At 73.0% G+C, this 22,505-nt stretch carries 20 protein-coding genes; 15 read left to right on the top strand and 5 right to left on the bottom strand.

Going from position 1 to position 22,505, the window contains the following annotated elements:
* Positions 1 to 54: 54 nt before the first annotated feature.
* From ACZ67Q_RS32705 to ACZ67Q_RS32690, 4 genes are read left to right on the top strand one after another with little or no spacing between them, the layout of a single operon-like run.
* Positions 55 to 1,581, top strand: a complete 1,527-nt coding sequence (locus tag ACZ67Q_RS32705) for a DUF4331 domain-containing protein (RefSeq protein ID WP_471189596.1) — start codon at positions 55 to 57, stop codon at positions 1,579 to 1,581.
* A gap of 35 nt (positions 1,582 to 1,616) precedes the next feature.
* A complete protein-coding gene (locus ACZ67Q_RS32700) occupies positions 1,617 to 3,008 on the top strand; it encodes a tetratricopeptide repeat protein (RefSeq protein WP_471189594.1) in 1,392 nt (463 codons plus the stop codon).
* Positions 3,005 to 4,483: a nickel transporter gene (locus tag ACZ67Q_RS32695; protein ID WP_471189592.1), complete on the top strand. Its 1,479-nt coding sequence runs from the start codon at positions 3,005 to 3,007 to the stop codon at positions 4,481 to 4,483. The genes ACZ67Q_RS32700 and ACZ67Q_RS32695 overlap by 4 nt, the downstream gene beginning before the upstream one ends.
* A gap of 52 nt (positions 4,484 to 4,535) precedes the next feature.
* Positions 4,536 to 6,128 (top strand): serine/threonine-protein kinase, encoded by a 1,593-nt coding sequence (locus tag ACZ67Q_RS32690; RefSeq protein ID WP_471189590.1) that lies wholly within the window; start codon positions 4,536 to 4,538, stop codon positions 6,126 to 6,128.
* Between the two features lie 25 nt (positions 6,129 to 6,153).
* Here the strand turns inward: ACZ67Q_RS32690 and ACZ67Q_RS32685 are convergent, their stop codons facing one another.
* A complete protein-coding gene (locus ACZ67Q_RS32685) occupies positions 6,154 to 6,957 on the bottom strand; it encodes an SGNH/GDSL hydrolase family protein (RefSeq protein ID WP_471189588.1) in 804 nt (267 codons plus the stop codon).
* Between the two features lie 242 nt (positions 6,958 to 7,199).
* Between ACZ67Q_RS32685 and ACZ67Q_RS32680 the strand changes: the two genes are divergently transcribed.
* From ACZ67Q_RS32680 to ACZ67Q_RS32660, 5 genes are all read left to right on the top strand, one after another.
* On the top strand, positions 7,200 to 7,643 hold the full coding sequence (locus tag ACZ67Q_RS32680) for a hypothetical protein (RefSeq protein ID WP_471189586.1): 444 nt from the start codon (positions 7,200 to 7,202) through the stop codon (positions 7,641 to 7,643).
* 335 nt (positions 7,644 to 7,978) lie between these two features.
* Positions 7,979 to 8,827, top strand: coding sequence for a glycosyltransferase family 2 protein (locus tag ACZ67Q_RS32675; RefSeq protein ID WP_471189584.1), 849 nt, complete (start codon positions 7,979 to 7,981; stop codon positions 8,825 to 8,827).
* A complete protein-coding gene (locus tag ACZ67Q_RS32670) occupies positions 8,824 to 9,858 on the top strand; it encodes a glycosyltransferase family 2 protein (protein ID WP_471189582.1) in 1,035 nt (344 codons plus the stop codon). Before ACZ67Q_RS32675 ends, ACZ67Q_RS32670 begins: the two co-directional genes overlap by 4 nt.
* Positions 9,851 to 10,651, top strand: coding sequence for a polysaccharide deacetylase family protein (locus tag ACZ67Q_RS32665; RefSeq protein WP_471189580.1), 801 nt, complete (start codon positions 9,851 to 9,853; stop codon positions 10,649 to 10,651). Before ACZ67Q_RS32670 ends, ACZ67Q_RS32665 begins: the two co-directional genes overlap by 8 nt.
* Complete coding sequence (locus ACZ67Q_RS32660) at positions 10,644 to 14,480, top strand: lipopolysaccharide biosynthesis protein (RefSeq protein WP_471189578.1); 3,837 nt, start codon at positions 10,644 to 10,646, stop codon at positions 14,478 to 14,480. Before ACZ67Q_RS32665 ends, ACZ67Q_RS32660 begins: the two co-directional genes overlap by 8 nt.
* 31 nt (positions 14,481 to 14,511) lie before the next feature.
* On the opposite strand, the gene ACZ67Q_RS32655 is transcribed toward ACZ67Q_RS32660, so the two are convergent.
* Positions 14,512 to 15,930: a GH39 family glycosyl hydrolase gene (locus ACZ67Q_RS32655; RefSeq protein ID WP_471189576.1), complete on the bottom strand. Its 1,419-nt coding sequence runs from the start codon at positions 15,928 to 15,930 to the stop codon at positions 14,512 to 14,514.
* A gap of 116 nt (positions 15,931 to 16,046) precedes the next feature.
* Here ACZ67Q_RS32655 and ACZ67Q_RS32650 point away from each other — a divergent pair, with 116 nt between their 5' ends.
* Together ACZ67Q_RS32650 and ACZ67Q_RS32645 are read left to right on the top strand one after the other, a co-directional pair.
* Complete coding sequence (locus ACZ67Q_RS32650; RefSeq protein WP_471189574.1) at positions 16,047 to 17,156, top strand: DUF5925 domain-containing protein; 1,110 nt, start codon at positions 16,047 to 16,049, stop codon at positions 17,154 to 17,156.
* Between the two features lie 29 nt (positions 17,157 to 17,185).
* Positions 17,186 to 17,956, top strand: coding sequence for a DUF72 domain-containing protein (locus ACZ67Q_RS32645; RefSeq protein WP_471189572.1), 771 nt, complete (start codon positions 17,186 to 17,188; stop codon positions 17,954 to 17,956).
* A gap of 12 nt (positions 17,957 to 17,968) precedes the next feature.
* On the opposite strand, the gene ACZ67Q_RS32640 is transcribed toward ACZ67Q_RS32645, so the two are convergent.
* Entirely contained in the window at positions 17,969 to 18,346 is a 378-nt protein-coding gene (locus ACZ67Q_RS32640) for a GntR family transcriptional regulator (protein ID WP_471189570.1), read from the bottom strand.
* A 71-nt stretch (positions 18,347 to 18,417) separates the two neighbouring features.
* Here ACZ67Q_RS32640 and ACZ67Q_RS32635 point away from each other — a divergent pair, with 71 nt between their 5' ends.
* Together ACZ67Q_RS32635 and ACZ67Q_RS32630 are read left to right on the top strand one after the other, a co-directional pair.
* On the top strand, positions 18,418 to 19,347 hold the full coding sequence (locus tag ACZ67Q_RS32635; RefSeq protein WP_471189568.1) for a GNAT family N-acetyltransferase: 930 nt from the start codon (positions 18,418 to 18,420) through the stop codon (positions 19,345 to 19,347).
* Positions 19,328 to 19,828 carry a ribonuclease FAU-1 family protein gene (locus ACZ67Q_RS32630; protein ID WP_471189566.1) on the top strand — a complete coding sequence of 167 codons (501 nt, stop codon included), beginning with the start codon at positions 19,328 to 19,330 and terminating at the stop codon, positions 19,826 to 19,828. Before ACZ67Q_RS32635 ends, ACZ67Q_RS32630 begins: the two co-directional genes overlap by 20 nt.
* Before the next feature lie 75 nt (positions 19,829 to 19,903).
* On the opposite strand, the gene ACZ67Q_RS32625 is transcribed toward ACZ67Q_RS32630, so the two are convergent.
* Positions 19,904 to 20,518, bottom strand: a complete 615-nt coding sequence (locus ACZ67Q_RS32625; RefSeq protein WP_471189564.1) for a class I SAM-dependent methyltransferase — start codon at positions 20,516 to 20,518, stop codon at positions 19,904 to 19,906.
* 140 nt (positions 20,519 to 20,658) lie between these two features.
* Between ACZ67Q_RS32625 and ACZ67Q_RS32620 the strand changes: the two genes are divergently transcribed.
* Positions 20,659 to 20,793: a hypothetical protein gene (locus tag ACZ67Q_RS32620; RefSeq protein WP_361625759.1), complete on the top strand. Its 135-nt coding sequence runs from the start codon at positions 20,659 to 20,661 to the stop codon at positions 20,791 to 20,793.
* A gap of 48 nt (positions 20,794 to 20,841) precedes the next feature.
* Here the strand turns inward: ACZ67Q_RS32620 and ACZ67Q_RS32615 are convergent, their stop codons facing one another.
* A complete protein-coding gene (locus tag ACZ67Q_RS32615; protein ID WP_471189561.1) occupies positions 20,842 to 21,291 on the bottom strand; it encodes a GNAT family N-acetyltransferase in 450 nt (149 codons plus the stop codon).
* A 168-nt stretch (positions 21,292 to 21,459) separates the two neighbouring features.
* On the opposite strand from ACZ67Q_RS32615, the gene ACZ67Q_RS32610 reads away from it, so the two are divergent.
* Complete coding sequence (locus ACZ67Q_RS32610; protein WP_471189559.1) at positions 21,460 to 22,473, top strand: lytic polysaccharide monooxygenase auxiliary activity family 9 protein; 1,014 nt, start codon at positions 21,460 to 21,462, stop codon at positions 22,471 to 22,473.
* Positions 22,474 to 22,505: the final 32 nt, after the last annotated feature.

Genomic DNA, 22,505 nt, shown 5'->3' with positions numbered 1-22,505 from the left:
CGCCGGGGCTGCGAAGACAGAGCGTCAGGCAAGTCGGCACACAGGACGGACGGTATGGCACCCATCTCCAGCAGTGGCAGGACGCGCGGCCCTCTCGCGGCGCTGATGTGCGGAGCGCTCGCGGCCGCCGGGCTCGCGGCCGCCGGCACCTCCGCGTTGGCGCCGCGCACGGCGCACGCCTCCAGCCATCGCGAGGCCCCGCTGATCTCGGGCACCCCGCAGTACGACAACACGGACCTGTACGCGTTCGTCAGCCCGGACCGGCCGGAGACGACGACGCTCGTCGCCAACTGGATCCCCTTCGAGGAACCGGCCGGCGGCCCGAACTTCTACCCCTTCGCCGAGGACGCCCAGTACGACCTGCACATCGACAACGACGGTGACGCGCAGGGCGACCTGCTCTTCCGGTACACGTTCACCACGCACACCAAGAACAAGGCCACGTTCCTGTACAACACCGGTCCGGTGGACAGCCTCGACGATCCGGACCTGAACGTGACGCAGACGTACGACATCGATCTCATACGGATGAAGAACCACCACATGGCGTCGAAGACGAAGATCGCCGACGACGTGCCGGTGGCGCCGTCCGACGTCGGCAAGGCGTCCATGCCGCACTACGGCATGCTGCGCGACCAGGCCGTGCACAAGCTGCCCAACGGAGCGGTGACGTTCGCCGGGCAGGCGGACGACCCGTTCTTCCTTGACCTGCGCGTCTTCGACCTGCTGTACGGCGGGAACCTGTCCGAGGTCGGCAACGACACGCTCAAGGGCTACAACGTCAACTCCATCGCCCTGCAGGTCCCCACCGCCATGATCACCCGGTCGCCCCACCAGCCGGTCGTCGGCATCTGGTCCACCACCCAGCGCAGGAACGCGCGCGGCCACTACACGCAGGTCTCCCGGCTCGGCAACCCGCTGGTCAACGAGGTGGTCAACCCGCAGAAGGACAAGGACACGTTCAACGCCTCCGCTCCGGCGGAGGACGCGCGGTTCCTGAAGAACGTCACCGAGCCCGAGCTGCCCAAGCTCATTGAGGGGATCTACAAGATCAAGGCACCGGCGGAGCCGCGCAACGACCTGGTCGACGTGTTCCTCAAGGGCGTCCAGGGCCTCAACCAGCCGCCGCACGTCACACCCGCCGAGGAACTGCGCCTGAACACCTCGGTGAAGCCCACGATGCACCCCAAGCGGCTCGGCGTCCTCGACGGGGACAACGCGGGCTTCCCCAACGGCCGCCGGCTGACCGACGACGTGATCGACGCCGCGCTCCAGGTCGTCGAGGGCGAGCTGGTGGGCTCCAAGAACGACCTGGGCGACGCGGTCGACGCCAACGACAAGGAGTTCGGCCACTCCTTCCCGTACCTGGCCCTGCCGACCGAGGGGTCGCGCGGACCGGTCGCCAAGGGCACGAGCGGTGGTGCGGACGTGCGCAGCCAGTTGGGCGACGCGCTCGAGCCCGCCGGCAGCACGGCGAACACGACCCTGATCGCCGCGTCCGCCGCCTCGGGCGCCGCCGGCGTCCTGCTGATCGGCACCGCGCTGGCGTGGTGGCGGCGGCGCGCGCGGCGGCCGTACTGAATCCGGGACACGAAACGGAGGGGACGTCGCCGCTGATGGACGACAAGCTGCTGGACGACAAGGTGCCGGACGACAAGCTGCCGGACGACAAGGTGCCGGACGACAACAGGACCGACAGGCCCGGCTTCCGGTGGATCGCCGGGTGTGCCGTGCTGCTCGCCGTGGCGCTGACCGGAGGAAGCATCGCGCTGGGCGGGGAACGGAACGGCGCGGGGGTGAGCGTCGCCGCCGCGCCCGGCGCGGTGACCTCTCCGGCCCTGCTGCGCGGGGGCGACCTGGACGCGGGTGTCCGGGCGCTGCAGGCCGGGCTGCGCGCCCAGCCACGGGACTTCACCGGCTGGGCGACCCTGGGCCTGGCGTACGTCGAGCAGGCGCGGACCACGGCCGATCCCTCCCGCTACCCGCAGGCGGCACAGGCACTGCGCCGCTCCCTGGAGCTGCGGCCGGACAACGACGCCGCGCTCGCGGGCCGCGCCGCCCTCGCCGCGGCCCGGCACGACTTCGCCGGAGCCCTCGCCGACGCGGACCGCGCCCTCGCACGGAACCCGTACAGCGAGCGCGCCCTGTGCAGCCGCATCGACGCGCTCGTCGAACTCGGCCGGTACGACGAGGCGGCTCGGGCCGCCGACACGGCGGACGCGCGGCGGCCGGGCGTGCCGGTGTTCACCCGGTACGCGTACGTGCGGGAGCTGCGGGGCGACGTGGCCACGGCACGGCGGGTCCTGGAGCAGGCCCTCGCCGCCGCGTCCGCGCCCGGCGACGTCGCCTACGTCGCCACCCAGCTCGGCCAGCTGGCCTTCAACCAGGGCGACCACTCCGGTGCCCTGCGGCACTACGCCCGCGCACTGGCCGCCGACGACGGCTACCTGCCGGCCCTGGAGGGCCGTGCCCGCGCCCAGGCCGCCCTCGGCGACCGCGCCGCCGCGATCCGGGGTCTGCAACAGGTCGTCGCCCGGGCCCCGCTGCCGGGTCCGCTCGTCGCGCTCGGCGAGCTGTACGAGGACCGCGGAGACCGGGCACGGGCGCGCGCGCAGTACGCCCTGGTCGACGCCTGGACGGCGCTGGCCCGCGCCAACGGGGTCGACGCCGACCTCGACACGGCACTCGCGGCCGCCGACCACGGCGACCGGGCGGCGGCCCTGCGCGCCGCCCGCGCCGAGTGGTCCCGCCGCCGCACGGTGCACACCGAGGACGCGCTCGGCTGGGCGCTGCACGTCAACGGGCGGGACACCGAGGCCCTGCCGCACGCGCGGCGGGCCCTCGCCACGGGGTACCGCAGCGCCGTGTTCCTGTACCACCTCGGGACGGTCGAGCGGGCCACCGGGCACCGGGCCGCGGCGGACGCCCACCTGCGGGCAGCCCTCGAGCTGAACGCCGGTTTCTCGCCGCTGGGTGCCCGTGCCGCTCGTGCGGAGGTGGCCCGATGAGGCGCCTGGTGTCCGGCTCCGCGGTGCTGCTCGCCGCCGGCGCCCTCACCATGCTGTCCGCGCCGGGTGCCGGTGCCCATCCCCTGGGCAACTTCACCGTCAACCGCTACGACGGCCTGGTCGCCGCCCCGGGCGAGCTACGTGTCGACCACGTCGAGGACCTGGCCGAGATCCCGGCGGCCCAGGCCGGGCCGGAGATCGAACGGCTGGGTCTGAGCGGCTGGGCGCGCGCCCGGTGCGTGGAGGCGGGGAGCGGCAGCCGCGTCACCGTGGACGGCCGCCCTGCCGCCCTCGCCGTCGCCGGGGGCGTGGCGCGGGAACGGCCGGGGCAGGCGGGACTGCGGACGCTGCGCGTGGAGTGCCGGTTCACCGCTCCGCTGCCCCGGGACCGGGCCGTGGCCGTCGCCTTCCGCAGCGCCGGAGCGTCCTCCGGACCGGGCTGGCGGGAGATCACCGCACGGGGCGACCGGATGACGCTCACCGGCTCCGACGTGCCGCGGGAGTCCTCGTCGCGCGAACTCACGCGGTACCCCCGGGAGTTGCTCTCCTCTCCGGCCGACACGTCGACCGCGGCCCTGCGGGTGCGGCCCGGCGGCCCCGCCCTCGCCGCACCCCAGGAGACGCAGGACGCGCCCGCCGCTTCGGTGCTGCCGCGGGGCGCCGACCGCTTCACGCGCGCTCTGGACGGCCTGGTCGCCCGGCACGACCTGACCGTGGGCTTCGCCGCCCTCGCCCTGCTCGTCGCGGTCGCTCTGGGCGCGCTGCACGCGCTCGCGCCGGGCCACGGCAAGACGGTGATGGCGGCGACGGCGACCGCCCGTGGCGGCCGGGCGCGGCTGCGGGACGTCCTGCCGCTCGCCGCGTCCGTCACGGTGACCCACACGCTCGGCGTGGTCGTCCTGGGCCTGCTGGTCACCGCGGGGTCCGCCGCGGCGCCCTCGGTGATCGCCTGGCTGGGCGTCGCGAGCGGCGCCCTGGTGACCGCCGCGGGCGTCACCCTCGTACGACGGGCCTGGCACCACCACGGCCACGGCCACGGCCATCGCCACGGTCATCATCACCACCCTCACGATCACCATCACCACGAGGACGACCACGACCACCAGCACGGCGGGCACGACCATCCGCGCCCCACTCTCCGCGGCACGCTGCTGCTCGGCTTCGCCGGGGGGCTGGTGCCCAGCCCGTCGGCCGTGGTGGTCCTGGTCGGTGCGGCGGCCCTGGGCCGGGCGTGGTTCGGGCTGCTGCTGGTGGTGGCGTACGGCGCGGGGCTCGCCCTGACGCTGACCGCGGCCGGGGTGGCCGTGGTCCGGCTGGGCGGGACGGCGGCGCGGGCGCTGGGCCGGCGTCCGCGCTGGGCCGAGGGCGCGGTGGCGGCGCTGGTCCGTCGGGCGGCTCCGCTGGGGTCGGCGTCCGTCGTGGTGGTGCTGGGTGCCGGATTGGTGCTCAAAGGGGCGGCAACCGCCCTCGGGTGAGCTACTTTCATGAAGGAGCAGGGATGTCCACCGGAGGCGAATGGGGGCGCCCGTGTCTTCAGAGCCGGGCCGTGAACGGCTGATCGCGGGTCGCTACCGTCTGCTGTCCCCGCTCGGCCAGGGCGGCATGGGCACGGTGTGGCGGGCCCGCGACGAGCTGCTGCACCGCGAGGTCGCCGTCAAGGAGGTGCGTGCCCCGGCCGGGCTGCCGGGCTCCGACGTGGAGCGGATGTACGCCCGCCTGGAGCGCGAGGCGTGGGCGGCGGCCCGGGTGACCAGCCGGAACGTGGTCACGGTGTACGACGTGGCCACCGAGGACGGCCGCCCGTGGATCGTGATGGAGCTGGTCCGCGGCATCTCGCTGGCCGAGCTGCTGGACGCGGAGGGGCCGCTGACCCCGCGGCGGGCCGCGCACATCGGCGCCGAGGTGCTGGCCGCGCTGCGGGCCGCGCACGACGTCGGGGTGCTGCACCGGGACGTGAAGCCGGCGAACGTGCTGCTCTCCAACGACGGCCGGGTGGTGCTGACCGACTTCGGCATCGCGCTGGTCGAGGGCAGCTCGGCGCTGACCATGACCGGGGAGGTCATCGGCTCGCCCGAGTTCCTCGCGCCGGAGCGGGCGCTGGGCCGCCGGCCGGGCCCGGAGTCCGACCTGTGGGCGCTCGGTGTACTGCTGTACGCGGCGGTCGAGGGCCACTCCCCGTTCCGCCACGACACCCCGCTGAGCACGCTGCGCGCCATCGTCGACGAGGAGCTGCCGCCGCCGCACCGGGCCGGGCCGCTCGCCCCGGTGATCGCCGGGCTGCTGCGCAAGGACCCGGCCGAGCGGCTGCCGGCGGACGTGGCCGAGCGGGACCTCAGGGTGATCGGGGCGGGGGGCGACCCGGGGACGCCGACCGTGCCCGTCGGGGCGTACGCCGCGACGACGGTCATCCACCGCGAGGAACCGGCGCCCACTCCCCCGCTGCCCGCGCCGGTGCCGGTGCCGGTACCCGAGGAGGAGCCCGAGCCGGACCACCGCCGCCGGCGTGCCGCAGTGCTCGTCGCGGGCCTGGCCGCGCTGGCGCTGGCGGCCGGCGGCCTGACGTACGCGCTGCTGCACGAGGGCGGCGGCCACGGGGGCGGGAGCGCCGCGGCCACCACCGCCCGGCAGAGTCCGTCGCCGACGCCCGGTCAGCAGCACACCCGGCGGCAGGACACGCCGACGCCCACGCCCAGCCGCAGCAGCGCACCGCCGACGTCCTCGGCGCCGCCGCAGTCCGTCATGGTGAGCGTGACGGGGACCCGCACGGACTACGCCGGGAGCTGCCCGCCGCCGGGCGCGCAGGCGCCGTCGTTCACGGCGACGTTCACGGTGGGGCGGCTGCCCGCGCAGGTGGAGTACCGGTGGGTGGCGCGGGACGGCGAGGTCACGGACACCGGGTGGAAGACCTTGTCGTTCCCCGAGGGCGGGGAGCGGACGCGGCATGACCGGGTCAGCGTGACGACGTACGACGCGAGCGGCACCTACCGCAACGCGCTCGGCGTGGAGGTGCGCGCACCGGTGCGGGTCCCGTCGAACCAGGTGCCGTTCTCGGTGACGTGCGTGGAGGAGACCCCGACGGGCGGGACCTCCCCCACGCCTTCGGCCTCCGAATCCCCGTGAGGAGTGAGGACTCGGCCGGCCGGCCTCAGGAGTTGGTCAGGACCGGCAGGTAGCCGCCCGACTGACCGGCGGCGGTGGGGTGGTAGGACTCGCCGATGCTGAGCCAGTTGACGCTGTGCAGCCAGGAGCTGCCGGAGCAGATCTCGTGGCCGGTGAACGTGGTGCGCACGTCACCGAAGGTGAAGCCGTGTGCGGCGGCGCGGCGGGCGATGGCGGCGTCGATGTAGTCGGACGCGCCGTTGATGGCGGAGCGCTTGGTCTCGGACAGGCCGAGGCAGGTGGTGCCGAGCTTGTAGAAGCGGGGGTAGCCGAGGACGACGACGTGGGCGTCGGGGGCCTTGGAGCTGATCGCCGAGTAGACGGTGTCGAGCTTGCCGGGGAGCGTCGAGTCGACGTAGGCCTTGGCGGTGTCGATGCGGGCGAGGCAGTCGCTGTCGGACTGGAGCACACAGGTCGTCATGACGTCGGAGAACCCGGCGTCGTTGCCGCCGATGGTGATCGAGACCAGTCCGGTGGAGGTGCTGAGCGAGCCGATCTGGTTCGCCATGACGTCATCCGTTCGGGCGCCCGAGCAGGCGACGAACGCGAACGACGAGGGGGCGTGGGCGGCGTTCCACAGGTAGGGGTACGCCTTCGTGCTGCGGTCGCAGTCACCGCTGGAGGAGATGTAGCCGCCGGCGCCCACACCGGAGGAGTAGGAGTCGCCGAGGGCCACATAGCCGGTGGCCGCGGCGGTTTCGGAGGCCTGTGCCGCGCCGGCTCCGGCGAGGGCGGTACCGGCGGCGAGGAGGAGCGAGCTGACGAATACGACAAGTCGGGAACGTCTCATGGAACCTCCCTTTAGCAGGATCTCTGCTGTAACCGTGGTACCAACTACGCGTGTTGACGGGAAGTGTCCATGTCAATAATTTCCGGAAGCCTTCACAACCGGGCTCCGGCGCTCCCCGGAAGGCCATGCGTCGTTCAACTCCGAACAGTTATCGGCACGCCGCCCCAGGGCGTCTTGACGCCCCGTCACGGCTGCGCGACATTGAAGCTGGGCATCCGGCGCTTCGGGGGGCAAAGTCGCCAATGCAGACCATCCGTATCAAGACAGCTTCAACAGCTTCGGGGGACGAGGCGGACAGAGCGCGGTCAGGACCGGGGAGGGACCTGACACCGCTGCTCACGGGCGCCGCGACGGCCGTCGCGGTCGCCGGGGCGGTGCTCGCGCTCATGGACGCGGACACACCGCTGCGCGGCCCGTGCACCGCCTTCTTCCTGCTCGCGGCCCCGGGCTGCGCCATCGGTGCCGCTCTGCGCGGGCTGGATCCGTTCGGTCGCGCCCTGGGCGCCGTTGCGGGCGCGATCGTTGTGAACATGCTGGTGGCCCAGGGCATGCTCGCCGTGCACCGCTGGTCGGTGCCCGGCGGCATCATCGCCGTGACCGTGCTCAGCGTCCTCACGCTCGCACTGGTGAGGGTCCGGCGTCGGCGCAACCGGGCGGAGGTAACGGTCAAACCAACAAAATCGTGAGATCTGCGCCAGGTCTTGCCATAGAGGTTCAACCGTAAATATCGTCTTACATCTCACTCGCATCGGTCCGTCATCACGCGGCTCATGGGGAGGGCTCAGGACCGCGACGTTCCGGGGCGGGGCGCGGTAGGGGGGTGCTCGGTGACCGCTCATGTGACCGAGTCGTGCCGCGCGACCGGCTGCCGCCCACCTGCGGCGGCCCGGCCAGCTTTACCAGCTCACCCACGAAGACCAGGCGCCGTGGCGCCCTTTCGTGCGTGAGAACCCCCCTTTCGAACCGGACACACAGCGGCCGCCCAGGGGCGGGCGGTCCGCCGGACGAGAGGGACACGACCATGAGCTCAGTTCTGCCTTCGCCCAGCACAGCCACGCAGACGGCCGGCGAGCCCGAGTCGCACACAGCGGGAAAGTACCGGCCGATCTCCTCGCATCTGGCCATCACACCGCCGGTGAGCGTGGTGATACCGGCCATGAACGAGGCGGAGAACCTGCCGTACGTCTTCAAGACCCTGCCGGACTGGATCCACGAAGTCGTCCTGGTCGACGGCAACTCCACCGACGACACCGTCGAGGTCGCCCGTGACCTGTGGCCCGGCGTCAAGGTCGTGCGCCAGCAGGGCAGGGGCAAGGGGGACGCCCTCATCACCGGGTTCGAGGCGGCCGGCGGCGACATCATCGTGATGGTCGACGCGGACGGCTCCGCCGACGGCAACGAGATCGTCTCCTACGTCTCCGCCCTCGTCTCCGGCGCCGACTTCGCCAAGGGGTCCCGGTTCGCCAACGGCGGCGGCACGGACGACATGACCTTCATCCGCAAACTGGGCAACTGGGCGCTGTGCACGGCCGTCAACCGCAAGTTCGGGGCCCGTTACACCGACCTGTGCTACGGCTACAACGCCTTCTGGCGGCACTGCCTGGACAAGATCGAGCTCGACTGCACCGGTTTCGAGGTCGAGACGCTGATGAACATACGCGTCGTCAAGGCCGGCCTGAAGGTGCAGGAGATCCCCAGCCACGAGTACCTGCGCATCCACGGCACCAGCAACCTGCGGGCCGTCAGAGACGGGCTGCGCGTGCTGAAGGTGATCCTCAAGGAGCGCTCGAACCGGCGTGAGCTGCGCCGCCGGGAACGCCAGTCGCCGCTGCTCGACACGGTCGGTCCGGTCCGGGGAGAGGCGTCTTGAGCACGCCGGGAAACTCCTCGCACTCCCCGGGCATCTCGGTCGTCGTCTGTGTGTTCACCGAGGACCGCTGGGAGGACATCCTCGCGGCGGTCTCCTCGGTCGGCGCCCAGTCGTACCCGGCCCTGGAGACACTGCTGGTCGTCGACCACAACCCGGCGCTGTACGACCGGCTCGTCCACGAGTACAAGGAGGTACCAGGGGTGCGCGTCCTGGCCAACGCCGGGCCGCGCGGCCTGTCCGCCGGGCGCAACACCGGCATCGCCGCCGCGCGCGGCGAGGTGATCGCCTTCCTCGACGACGACGCCGTCGCCGAGCGGGACTGGCTGGGGTACTTCGCGCAGGGGTACGCGGACCCGCGGGTGATGGCCGTCGGCGGCCGTACCGTGCCCGTGTGGGCGTCCGGGCGGCGGCCGGACTGGTTCCCCGAGGAGTTCGACTGGGTCGTGGGCTGCGCCTACAAGGGGCTGCCCCGCGGGCGCGCGAAGGTGCGCAACGTGCTGGGCGGCAACGCCTCCTTCCGGCGTACGGCGTTCGACGCGGCGGGCGGCTTCGCCACCGGCATCGGACGCGACGGCGACAGAAGGCCGCTGGGCTGCGAGGAGACGGAGCTGTGCATCCGGCTCGGCCGGGCCCGCCCCGACGCGGTACTGCTCCTCGACGATCGCGCCGTCATCCACCACCGGGTGCCCGAGGCGCGCGAGCGCTTCGCCTACTTCCGCAGCCGCACGTACGCCGAGGGCCTGTCCAAGGCGCTGGTGGCCCGCAGCGTCGGTGCGGACAAGGGGCTGGAGTCCGAACGCCGGTACACCACCCGGGTGCTGCCCGCCGGGATCGCCCGCGGCCTGCGCGACGCGCTCCTGCGCAGGCCGGGCGGCGCGGCCCGGGCCGGCGCCATCGCCGCGGGGGTGCTCACGGCGGCCGGCGGCTACGTCGTCGGCAGCGCACGGGCGCGACGCGGTGAGGTGACGTTCTCGTCCGGGCCGATCGACGACACCTCCGCGCGACCGGGCGGTGGTGACGTCGATGTCTGAGCAGAGCGTGCCGATCCTCATGTACCACTCCGTCGCCGACGCGCCCAACGACGCCACCCGCGCCCTGTCGGTGACGCCGGAGTCGTTCGCCGAGCAGATGGCGGCCGTCGGCGACCTGGGCCTCACCCCGGTCACCACCGCGGCGCTGGCCGCGCACTGGCGCTCCGGCACCCCGCTGCCGGCGCGGCCGGTGCTCATCACCTTCGACGACGGATACGAGGGCGTGCACCGGCACGCCCTGCCGGTGCTGGCCGAGCACGGTTTCCCGGCGACCCTGTTCGTCTCCACCGGCTGGCTGCGCGGCGAGCACGACACGGGCGGCGGCCTGGACACCATGCTCGACTGGGACCAGGTGCGCGCCCTGACCGCGGCCGGAGTGGAGATCGGCGGCCACAGCCACACGCACCCGCAGCTCGACCAGCTGGGGGACGACGACCTGGAGCGCGAGCTGACCCGCTGCCGGGAGATCGTCGCCGGGGAACTGGGCGCGCCGCCCGTGTCGTTCGCCTACCCCTACGGCTACTCCAGCCGGCGGGTGCGGCAGGCCGTACGCCGGGCCGGGTACGCGCAGGCACTCGCCGTGGGCAACGCCCTCGCGCGGCGCCGCCAGGGACCGTACGCCCTGCACCGGGTGACCGTGCGCCGGGAAACCGGGGCCGACGAGTTCGAGCGGCTGCTCCAGGGCCGCGCGATCGCCCGCACGTATCTCCGGGACCGTGCCCTGACCAAGGGGTTCGCGATGCTCCGCAGAGCCCGCCAGATCCGCCGGAAGGCCAGCAGATCCCGTGTCTGACACGACGACCACAGCCAAGAAAACGTCGAGCGTGCCACGCGAGCCGCAGCCGCCGAGACGCCGGCTGCGGCTGCCCGGTGGCGGCAGCCAGTTGTTCCGCAACGCGTACGCGCTGATGCTGAACACCGGCATCTCCGCGGTGCTCGGGCTCGGCTTCTGGCTGGCCGCCGCCCGCTGGTACGACGCGTCGGCCGTCGGGCAGGGCTCCGCCGCGATCGCCGCGATGAAACTCCTCGCGGGGCTGACCGCGGTGACGCTCACGGGCGCCCTCGCCCGCTTCATCCCGGTCGCCGGCCGCACCACCGGTCGGCTCATCTCCCGTACGTACGCGGGCAGTTCGGTCGTGGTGGCGCTGGCGGCCGGGGTGTTCCTGGCCACGCTGGACGTGTGGGGGCCGTCGTACCGCTTCCTGCACGGCACGCTCAACGGGCTCGGCTTCGTCGCTGCCGTCGTCGCCTGGAACGTGCTCACCCTGCAGGACGGGGTGCTCACCGGGCTGCGCAGCGCGCTGTGGGTACCGGTCGGCAACACCGTGTTCTCGGCCGTCAAGCTCGCTCTGCTGGTCGCGTTCGCGGTGGCGATCCCGACGACCGGCGTGTTCGTCTCCTGGGTCGCCGCGATCGCCTTCTCGGTGCTGCCGCTGGGCTGGCTGGTCTTCCGCCGCCTGGTGCCCCGGCACGCGGGGGCCACCGCGGAGCACGCGAAACCGCCGACGCCGCGGGAGATCGGGCGGTTCCTGGCCGGCGACTACACCGGTTCGCTGTTCTCCCTCGCGGTCGTCTACCTCGTCCCGGTGATCATCGCCTCGCAGGTCAGCTCCCGGGACAACGCGTACTTCTACATCACCACCACCATCGGCGGCACCTGCAACCTGCTCGCCATCAACATGGGCGCCTCACTCACCGTCGAGGGCTCCCACGACCCGGGCCGGCTCGCCTCCGACACCCGGGCCGCGCTCAAGCGCATGGCCCGGATCATGCTGCCGGTCGCCGGGGTGCTGTTCGTCGGCGCGCCCTGGATCCTCGGCATCTTCGGCCCCGGCTACGCCGACGCGGCGACACCGCTGCTGCGCTGGTTCGCCGTGGGCGCGGTGCTGCGGGTCGTGATGGAGACGTACTTCGCGGTGCTGCGCGCCCAGAGCCGCACCGCCGGACTGGCCTGGCTGCAGGGCCTGCTGTGCGTGCTGGTGCTCGGCCTGACGCTGCTGCTCCTGCCGCGCATGGGCCTGACGGGCGCCGGGGTCGCCGAGATCTCCTCGCTCGCGGTGATCGTCGCGATCGCCGCGCCGAAGCTGTACCGGACGGTGAAGGCGCACCCGTACGTCCACGACACGGCCGCCCCCGACGGCGACCTCTCCGACCTGGGCGCCCGCGAGGTGACCGTCGCCGTCCGGGCGCGCCGGCCCGCCTGGTCGCTGGACAAGGACACCCTCGCCATGGGCGTGCACGTCGACTTCGACCACCAGGAAAGGCGGCCCGACGTCCGTCCCGGCCCCGGCACTCCCCCGGCGGGCACGCCGGTGGTGCCGGAATGGGCACTGGGCCCGCCGGTCGACGTGGGGGCTCCTCCGGTCGAGCCCGTCCGAGAACGGGGCCGCGCGCCGGGCTCGGAGACCTCCCCGGGACCCGGCGAGGTCGACGCGCCCTTCGGGGAGGCTTTCGACGCCGGGTTCGGGGAGGTTTTCGGCGGTGGGCTGGGCGAACAGGGGGCGGACGGGACGGCCGGAGGGGAGGAGGAGGCCCTCGTACGGTCGGAGGCGCCCCTCGCGGCGCAGGAGCCGGTGCCGGGGAATCCGCCCACAGGGCGCGGGCGCCTGCTGACCACCCGCCCCGGCCTGGTCCTCGGCGCTCTGCTCGTCGCCGCGCTGCTGCTGTACTGGGTGCCCGCGCTGCGGCTCGGCGACGCCGACCTGGACCGCATGGGCGGGCTGGGACTGGTCTCGGTGCTGCCCGTGCCGACGCTGGCCGGGGCGGCGCTGCTCGTGACCGTCTTCGCCTCGCTGCTGTGGCTGGGCCGGGAACACAAGGGTCTGCTGCTGGTCACCCTGCTCGCGACGGTCGTGTCGCTGCACGCGCTGCCGGCCGTGATCGAGACCGAGCCGCGCTTCCCGACCGCCTGGCAGCACCTGGGATTCCTGGACTACATCGACCGCACCGGCTCCGCCGTCCCCGACCTGGACGCCCGCTGGAGCTGGCCGGGTTTCTTCGCGGCGGCCGCGTTCGTGCTGAAGGCGTGCGGGGTCGGCGACGTCACCGAGGTCATCCGCTGGTGGCCGACCGCGATCCAACTGCTGTACCTCGCGCCGATGTTCCTGCTGGTGCGGTCGATGCGGGCAAGCTGGCGGGCGAAGTGGACCGGTGTGTGGATCTTCGTGCTGGGCGGCTGGGTCGGCCAGGACTACTTCTCCCCGCAGGGCTTCACCTACCTGCTGTACCTGATGTTCGTGGCCGTCCTGCTGGTCTGGTTCCGCGCCCCGCGCGTGCTGTGGACGACGTACCGCCCCGGCGAGGCCGAGGTGGAACCCACGAACCGCCGTCAGCGGGCCGTCCTGCTCGCGGTGCTGATCGGCCTGTACGCGGCGAGCGTGCCGGCCCACCAGCTCACCCCGTTCGTGATGCTGGGCGTGCTCGCCGCGCTGGTGGTGGTCGGCAGGTCCGAACTGCGCGGTCTGCCGCTGCTGTTCGCCGTCCTGGTCGCCGTGTGGGTCGGCTTCATGGCCGAGCCGTACTGGTCGGGCCACTTCGACGACCTGTTCGGCGGGGTCGGCGGCGTCGGCAGCAACGTGTCCTCGTCCGTCTCCGGCCGCATCGAGGGCGGCAGCTCCACGCACAAGCTGGTGCTGTACACGCGCGTACTGCTGGCCGGCGGTGTCATGACGTTCGCCTGCTGGGGCTGGTGGCGGCGGCGCGAGCACAAGTACCGGGAGCGGTCACTGCTGGTCCTCACCTTCGTGCCGTTCCTGGGCTTCGGCATGCAGTCCTACGGCGGTGAGATGGCACTGCGCGTCTTCCTGTTCGCGCTGCCCGGCGCCGCACTGCTCGGCGGGCTCGCCCTGTTCCCGCGCACCGGCGTCACCGCGAAGGAGCGGGAGAAGGACCGGGTCAGCCTCGCCCCGCTGGCCGCGCTGCTGGCGGGGCTGCTGCTGGTCGGCGGCTTCCTGGTGGCTCGGTGGGGCAACGAACCCTTCGAGCGGACCCGGGTCGGCGAGGTCGCCGCCATGGACTGGGTGTACGCCCACGACGATCCGACGGTCCGGCTGCTGTGGCTGACCAGCGACCCGGTCGACGACGTGACACCGGCGCTGCCGTGGGGCGCGAAGGACATGGAGAAGGTCACCTATGTGCCGACGCTCGCGCCGAGCGACCCGGTGCTGGTGTCCGGGCTGGTGAAGGCGTTGAGGGACGCGGGCCCGAACTCGTACCTGATGATCGGCCGCAGTCAGGTCACCTATCTGCAACTGGACGTCGGCTACTCGGTCACCTGGCGGCCGCGGCTGCTGCAGAACCTCGACAAGCGGCCGGAGCTGGCCAAGGTCTTCGCCAACGCGGACGTGACCATGTACGCACTGCGCGGGCCGTCCGCCGACGAGGTGCCCAAGGCCGATCCAGGTCCGATCGGGCCGCAGATCACGTGGACGCCGTGGTCGGTGGTCGGTGCGCTCGCCGCCGTCGCGCTGATCCTGCTGCTCGCGGCGCGCGAGGTGGTCCGGGTCGCGGCACGGCCGGGCGTGCGGCAGCTGCGGTGGATGCAGAGCACGTTCTGGTTCGCGCTGCCGCTGCTGGCGGTGGTGTTCGCGTCGCTGGTGCAGCGGTTCTGGACGATGAAGTGAGGGCCTGGCCCTCACTTCGCCGCAGGACGGCTCAGCGCGCGAGCCACTTCACCCCGTACGCCGGCAGGTCGAAGCGTCTGCCGTCGACCTGGGCGCTGATCGGGCGGCCCAGGGTGTTGACCACCAGCGCCGTTCGGTCGCTCGCCAGCACCCGCACGTTCGGCATGTCGTCCGCGGCGACCTGCACGGTGGCGTAGCGGGTGCCCGGCGGGAAGGCGGCGGCGAACCGGGAGAGCAGGTCGTACAGGGGCAGGGGCGCGCCGCCGGCGGCGGTGTCGGTGGGCGTCCACAGGCAGCCGGGGCAGGCGGCGCCCTGCTCCTTCTCCGGGTTCCAGTAGAAGCCGGAGGAGGCCCCGCCCTTGACCAGCGCGATCATCCCGGCGGCCTGCACCGCGACGCGGCGCTCCTGCGGCCAGCCCTTGCGCTCGTCCTTGGCGTCGGCCGGTTCGACGTAGTACTCGGCCCACCACAGCGGGAGGTTGCCGGTCTGCTGCCGCACCCAGCGGCTCACCGCCGTGAATTTGTCGGTGGCGGCGAACTCGTCCGGCAGCAGCTCGTCGTCGTTGGTGTAGCTGGAGCCGTCCACGACGACGAAGTCGGCGCCCGCCTTGTGCCGGTTCCAGTACGTGAAGGCGTCCAGGACCCGCTGGTCCATGGCGCCCCACGGGCCGGTGAAGGTCTTCGAGGCCTGGGCCGCGTGCGGGTCGAGGCTGTCCATCACGAGGTAGGGGCCGCCGACCATGATGTCCGGGTCGACCTTCTTCAGCGCCCGGTAGACGAGGTTGTACATCCGTGTGTAGCCCTCGTGGTCCCAGCGGGCGCGGGCGTCGTTCCAGAAGCCCTTGAACTCGTTCCAGACCAGGAAGTGCCTGACGTCCGGGTAGCGCTTGGCGACCGTCGCGGCGAGCGCGGCGAAGTCGGCGTAGTGCTCGGGGCGCGGCGCGGTCTCCAGCGCACTCTGGCTCCAGTCGGTCCGGTCCGCGCCGGGCTTGCCGCCCTTCATCCAGTCGGGGGCGCAGCACAGGGTGATGACGGGAGTCGCTCCGGAGGCGCGCATGAAGTCGACGCGGCGGTCGAGGGCGGCGAAGTCGTAACGGCCGGGCACCGGTTCGGGGTTGTCGGCGCCCCAGCCCATGAGCGCCTGGTTCTGCGGCAGCCGGCTGTCCCCCAGCCGCTCCCGCACGCGGGACACGGCGGCGGGGCTGCCCTCGTCGGCGCTGAACCGGGTGTGGGTGAAGCCCCAGCCGACGTCGGGCGCCGGACGCCCGCGCGGGCTCACGGGCGTGCCGTGCACCTTGTCGCCGTCGGGTGTCGTGCCGGCCGTGCCGCCACCGCCCGGAAGCGTGCTGATCAGCGTCAGGATCAGGGCGAGCGCCGCCGCGCCCACGCCGAGCAGCGCGGTGACCTTCCACCGCAGGTCCCCCGAATTCCACCCATGACGTCCCCCCACGAGGGCAACAGTAACGGCGGCCGCAACGGGTGGAAACCATGTGCAGTCGGCCTCCTGCGGAGAATCCGGGAGGAAACCGGGTGCACGCCGGGTCCCGGTGCCGGATCATGGGCGCCATGCCTGCACACCCGCACGACGCCCTGCCGATCCGGCTCACCGTCGACGACTCCGACTCCCCCTCCGACGTCGTCGACGCGCTGTTCCTCGGCCGCTTCGCGACGGGCGAGCAGCCGTACGCGCACGCCGCGAACATCGACCGGGTGCGCTCGGGCGCGACGCTGCTGCCGCCGGGCTCGCGGGTGCTGCGCGTGGCCCGCGACGACGACCGCAGCGCCACCCTCGCCGAGGGCGACGGCTGGACGCTGCTGATCTCCCGTTGGAGCCGCGGCGCCGATGTGACGGTGACCGCGACCAGCGCCGAGCTCGCGCAGAGGGTCCTCGACCAGGCCACGGACGGCGCGGCGGACGAGCCCGAGCCGCAGCCGGAGAACGTGACCATGGGCTTTTGGTACGTCTCCCCGCGCCGCGGCCCGCACCGCACGACCCGTCAGATCTCCGCGGGCACCTGGGAGGAGGTACGGGAGAACTACACCGCGCCGGTCGCCGAGGCGATGGACCGGCTGATGAAGACGACGCCCGAGGACATCGCGGGGCGGCTGCTGTTGCTGCACGGGCCGCCCGGCACCGGCAAGACGTCCGCGCTGCGCACGCTGGCCCGCTCCTGGCGGGACTGGTGCCAGGTGGACTGCGTACTGGACCCGGAGCGGCTGTTCTCCGACGTCGGCTATCTGATGGACATCGCGATCGGCGAGGAGGACACGGCGGGCAAGAGCCGCTGGCGGCTGCTGCTCCTGGAGGACTGCGACGAGCTGATCCGCGGCGAGGCCAAGCACACGGCGGGCCAGGCGCTGTCCCGGTTGCTGAACCTGACGGACGGGCTGCTCGGGCAGGGCCGCAACGTCCTGGTCGGTGTCACCACCAACGAGGACCTGGAGCGGCTGCACCCGGCGGTGGTGCGTCCCGGCCGCTGCCTGGCCCGGATCGAGGTCGGCCGGCTCACCCGGGCGGAGGCGGTGGCCTGGCTGGGCGGCGAGGCGCAGGGCCGGGAGAACGAGGTCGGCCGGGAGGGGGCGACACTGGCGGAGCTGTTCGCGCTGCGCCGGGGCTCCTCCCCCACGGCGGTGCCGGAGCCGCGGGGCGGAACGGACGCGGGGCTGTACCTGTGAGGCCGTGACAAGGGTGCTTTGATGGGGGTATGACCCTCTTCGTCGGTACGTCGGGCTGGCAGTACCGGGACTGGCGGGACGTGCTGTACCCGTCCGGTCTGCCGCAGCGGCTGTGGCTGGAGGAGTACACGGGCGCCTTCGCCACGGTCGAGGTGAACAACGCCTTCTACCGGCTGCCCGCGCGGGAGACCTTCGAGGCGTGGGCCGCGCGGGTGCCGGCGGACTTCGTGGTCGCGGTCAAGGCGAGCCGGTACCTGACCCACATCAAGCGGCTGAAGGAGCCCGAGGAGCCGGTGCACCGGCTGATGAGCCACGCCGCGGGTCTCGGCGACCGCCTCGGCCCGGTCCTGCTCCAGCTGCCGCCGACGCTGCGTGCCGACCCGGCGCTGCTGGACGCCTGCCTGGCCTGCTTCCCGGCGGGCACCCGGGTCGCGGTGGAGCCGCGGCACGAGTCGTGGTGGACGCCCGAGGTGCGCGCGGTGCTGGAGTCGCGGGGCGCGGCCCTGTGCTGGGCGGACGTCCTGGCCCGCCCGGTCACCCCGCTGTGGCGCACCACCGGCTGGGGGTACGTCCGCTTCCACCAGGGCCGGGCGGCGGCCTGGCCGCACTACGGCCGCCGCTCGCTGGAGACCTGGGTGGACCGCGTCGCGACGACCTGGTCGGACGAGCACGACGTGTACGCGTACTTCAACAACGACCCGAACGCGGCGGCCGTGGGGGACGCCGAGGTCTTCGCACGGGCGGCCCGCAGGGCGGGGCTGACGGTGACACGTACCCCGGCGCTGGTGCACCGGCGGTGACATCGGCGCCGGTCAGGCCCCGGTGCTCCCGTAGGCCGCCCGGAGGGCGTCCCGTACGGCCTCCAGCGCAGCCTCCTCCGTGAGGCCGAGCCGTCGCGCCCGCTCTACGTACGCCTGAGCGGCGGCCGCCAGCTCACGCTCCGCGGCCCCGCCGGCGGCAGCCACATACGTGCCGTGCCGGCCGCGGGTCTCGATCACGCCGTCGGCCTCCAGCGCCCGGTAGGCCTTGGCCACCGTGTTCACGGCCAGCCCCAGCGACTCGGCGAGGCCGCGCACGGTCGGCAGCCGATACCCCACCGGCAGCGCGCCCGAGCGCGCCTGTTCGGAGATCTGCGCCCGCACCTGTTCGTACGGCGGCGCGCTGTCATCGATGCGGATCTTCAGGCTCACGGGCCGATTGTCCCGCACCCGCCGGAAAATGAGAGGCATCCGCCCCGCCCCGCCCCGTAGCGTGCGCCTCCATGACAGTGATCGTCCGTGACCTGCGTCCCGAAGTCCTGGCGGACCTCGAGGGGTTCGCCAGGGTCCGCCACGCAGCCCTGCCCTACATCCTGTTCACCGCCGACGCGGTGCGGCACAACCTGGCCCACATGCCGGCGGCCGCCCGCTTCGCGTCGCTGGTCGCCGAGGAGGACGGCGAGGTGATCGGCACCGCCCAGGTGGGACTGGCCCACGAGAGCGCGGAGCCCGGCCAGGGCTTCGTGAACGTCTATGTGCACCCGGACCGCGTCCGCCGCGGCGCGGGCGGTCTGCTCGTGCGCGCGGCGGAGGAGTACCTGGCGGACCTCGGGGCGGTCAGGCTGTTCGCCTGGGTGCTGGACGAGCCGGCCAACCGCGCCTTCGCCGAGCGGCACGGCTACCGCAGCAGCCGTGCCGCGCACTTCCTGCGCCGTGACCTGGTGGATCCCGCGCTGCCGCCGGTGCCACCGCTGCCGCCGGGCGTGGAACTGCGCACGGCCGCCGACTTCGCCGACGATCCGCGCCCGGTGTTCGAACTGGACGCGGAGACCATGGCGGACGAACCGAGCGACGTCGACTCCTCGGTGTCGGAGTACGCGAGCTGGATCGAGCACTACTGGAAGCATCCGCTCCTCGACAAGGACCTGACCGTCGTCGCGGTCGCCGAGGGCCGCCCCGCGGCCTTCAGCGTGGCGTACACCGACGGCCGGGGCGGCTACTTCACGGCGATGACCGGCACCGCCCGCGCCTTCCGCGGCCGGGGCCTGGCCAAGCTGGCGAAGATCGCGTCCTTGCACCGTGCCCGGGCCGCCGGCTGCACGCAGGCCTTCACCGGCAACGACACCGGAAACGAGCCGATGCTCGCGATCAACAAGTGGCTCGGCTACGACATCTGCGCGACGGAGGTCAGGTATGTCCGCGAACTCGGCTGACGGCACCACCCTGGTGGACGTGGTCCTCGTCAAGGCGGGCCGTACGAAGATCCGTTACCCGGCGGAGCTGCTCGCCGACGACGGCACCCGGATCGTGGTGCGGGCGCCCTGGGCGGGTGACACCGTCCGCGACTTCGGCTTCGTGCGCTTCGAGGCGGGGGACGTGTTCACGGAAGTCTACTGGCGGGACCGCTGGTACTCGGTGAAGGAGGTCCGCGACGCGTCGGGCGCGGTGAAGGGCTGGTACTGCGACATCACCCGCCCCGCCACGCTGACCGGTAGGGAACTCGTCGTGGAGGACCTCGACCTGGACCTGTGGCGGTCCGCCGACGGCCGCGACGTACGCCGCCTGGACGAGGACGAGTTCGCGGCGAGCGGCCTGACGGAGTCGGATCCCGAGGCGGCGGCCGCCGCGGTGGCCGCGCTCGACACCCTGGAGGCCCTGGCCCTCGGCGACCGTTTCACGGATCTGCTCACCTAGGGCCCGTCGTCCGGATCCATCCCGGCCGTCACGGACCTGCCCGCCCGGCCGCTTCCGCCCGCCGGACACCCCGGGTCAGACCACGGCCACCACCGCGTACCGCTCGTCGTCCACCGCGCGCCCCCACAGCAGCGATTCGTCCGACAGCCGCTCCAGGCGCACCTCGCCGGCGAGCGGGGCGAGCAGGGAGGTGAGCCGGTCCGCGGGTATGCCGACCGGGCTGAGCCTGCCCCACACGCCTTCCACCAGCACCAGCCGTCCGCCGGGGCGCAGCAACCGCCGCCAGTGGGCCAGCACGCGCGCGGGGTCGGGCAGCGTCCACAGCACGTGCCGGACCAGCACCACGTCGTACCTCTCCTGCCCCACCGGTGGTTCCGCCGCGTCACCGAGCAGGAACCGCGCGTCACGGCCGGCGAGCTTGGCACGGGCCCGCTCCAGCATCGCGGGCGCACTGTCGACACCGGTCACGCGATGTCCCTGTTCGGCGGCGAGGAGTGACAGGCTGCCGGTGCCGCAGCCGAGGTCCAGCACATCGGACGGGTGCGGCGGAAGCCAGGAACGCAGCCGGTCCGCCCAGGCCGCGCGCACCTCGGGGGCGCGCAGCCCGTGATCGGGTTCTTCGTCGAATTCGGCTGCCTGCGCATTCCAGTCGGCAGATGGGGGAATCACAGCGTCACTCGTGTTTTTCATGAAGCCAACGATGACACCCACCACTGACACCCCGGATCGTGACGGCCGCCACTGACAGGGCGGCGCCGATGAGGAACTCTCACCGAAAGGGTCTACCTCCGTGAGAACGCGGAACCCGGTGGATCCTGAAGGAGGCAGCCATGCGCCGTATGACCGTGCAGAAGCCCCTGAAGAAGACGGACACCCGCCGGGTCCGTGAGGAGACCGACGAACGCCCCGCCGGCCGCCCCGAGGTGCGAAAGGACATCGCGCGCACCTGGTGGCCCGACGGGTGAGAGGGCCGCGCCCGGCACCCGCCCCTCAAGCGAGCCGGCATCCGCCCCTCAACCGAGCCGTTTGCGGTAGTGGATGCGGTCGTAGGGCCCGTCCACCCGCCGCTCCACGACCTCGTAGCCGTACTTCGGATAGATCTTCTGGTTCTCCCACATCAGCGCGTTGGTGTAGAGCCTGACCTCGGGCAGCCCGAGCGCACGCGCGTGTGCGTCGACGAAGTGCAGCAGCCGCCGCCCCACGCCGTGTCCGTGCGCGTCGGGGTGGACGGCGATGCTGTCCAGGAAGAGATGCCCGGCGCGCGGCTCGACCACGACCAGCCCGACCACCGGATCACCTGTCACGAACACCTTCCCCGCGGCCACCTCAGCCGCGTGGTCGGCCTCCATGGGCTGCGGCACCACGCCGATGCGTTCGATGTAGTGGTGGTAGGCCGCGTCGGTCACGGCCTTCACCGCGGGCGCGTCGGCGGCGACGGCGGGCCGGATCTCGTTGTCGATCATGGGGGAACGGTAGCTACCTGAGCGCAGACTGAGCGCCTCCTTAACGCGGCCATAAGGATCTCCTCCAGCCGCTCTCAGCAGGCGATTTCCCGCTGCGCCGGGGCTAGTTTCGGATCACCCCCCACGGGTTCCCGGCTCAAGCCCCCGGCTCTTTCGAGGAGTTCCTCCATGCCTGCTCGCCGCACGGCCGCCACCGCCGCAGCCCTCGGCCTGGCCCCGCTCGCCCTGACCGCACTCGCGGCCGCGCCCGCCGCCGCGCACGGCACGATGGGGGATCCGGTCAGCCGGGTGTCGCAGTGCTACGCGGAGGGCCCCGAGAGCCCGAAGTCGGCCGCGTGCAAGGCGGCGGTGGCGGCAGGCGGTACGCAGGCGCTGTACGACTGGAACGGTGTCCGCGTCGGCGACGCCGCCGGCCGCCACCGTCGGCTGATCCCGGACGGCAGGCTGTGCAGCGCGAACAACGAGGAGTTCAGGGGCCTGGACCTGGCCCGCGCGGACTGGCCCGCGACGGGCGTGCACAGCGGTGCGTACACCTTCAGGTACCGGGTGACGGCCCCGCACAAGGGCACCTTCACGGTGTACCTCACCAAGCCCGGCTACGATCCGGCGCGGCCCCTGGGCTGGGGCGATCTGGACCTGACGCACCCGGTGGCGAGGGCCACGGACCCGGTCGCCGCGGGCGGCTTCTACACGTTCACGGGCACCCTCCCCGAGCGTACGGGCCGTCAGCTGCTGTACGCCGTCTGGCAGCGCTCGGACAGCCCGGAGGCCTTCTACTCCTGCTCGGACGTCACGTTCGGCGGCACCGCGTCCGGCGGTACGGCGTCCGGTGACCCGGCATCCGGCGGTGAGGCCTCCGGTGACCCGGCGTCCTCCGCCGCGACGCCCGTGCCGAGCGCGTCGGCGCCCTCCGAGGAGCAGATCGCGGCCGGTGCCGACAGGTCGACGGTCGACCACCACGGGCACGGGGACGCCGACCCGCGGACGTCGGCCGAGCCCACGGTGACGCCGAAGGCCGCGCGGCCGAACCAGCCGGAGGCGGCGGGCGCCTGTGAGCACCTCGCCGAGACCGGCGGCGACGGCAGCACCCCGTACGTCGCGGTCGGCGGCGCGGCCGCGCTGGCGCTCGGTTCGGCGGCCCTGTTCGCGTCGGTGCGCCGCAGGGCGACGGTCCGCAAGTGAGTGTGAAGGGGCCCGACCGGCGGCTCAGGCCG

It is taken from the genome of Streptomyces sp. NPDC036813, assembly GCF_055609245.1.
The sequence above is the reverse complement of the archived record's forward strand: the minus strand, read 5'-3'. Positions and strand labels throughout refer to the sequence as shown.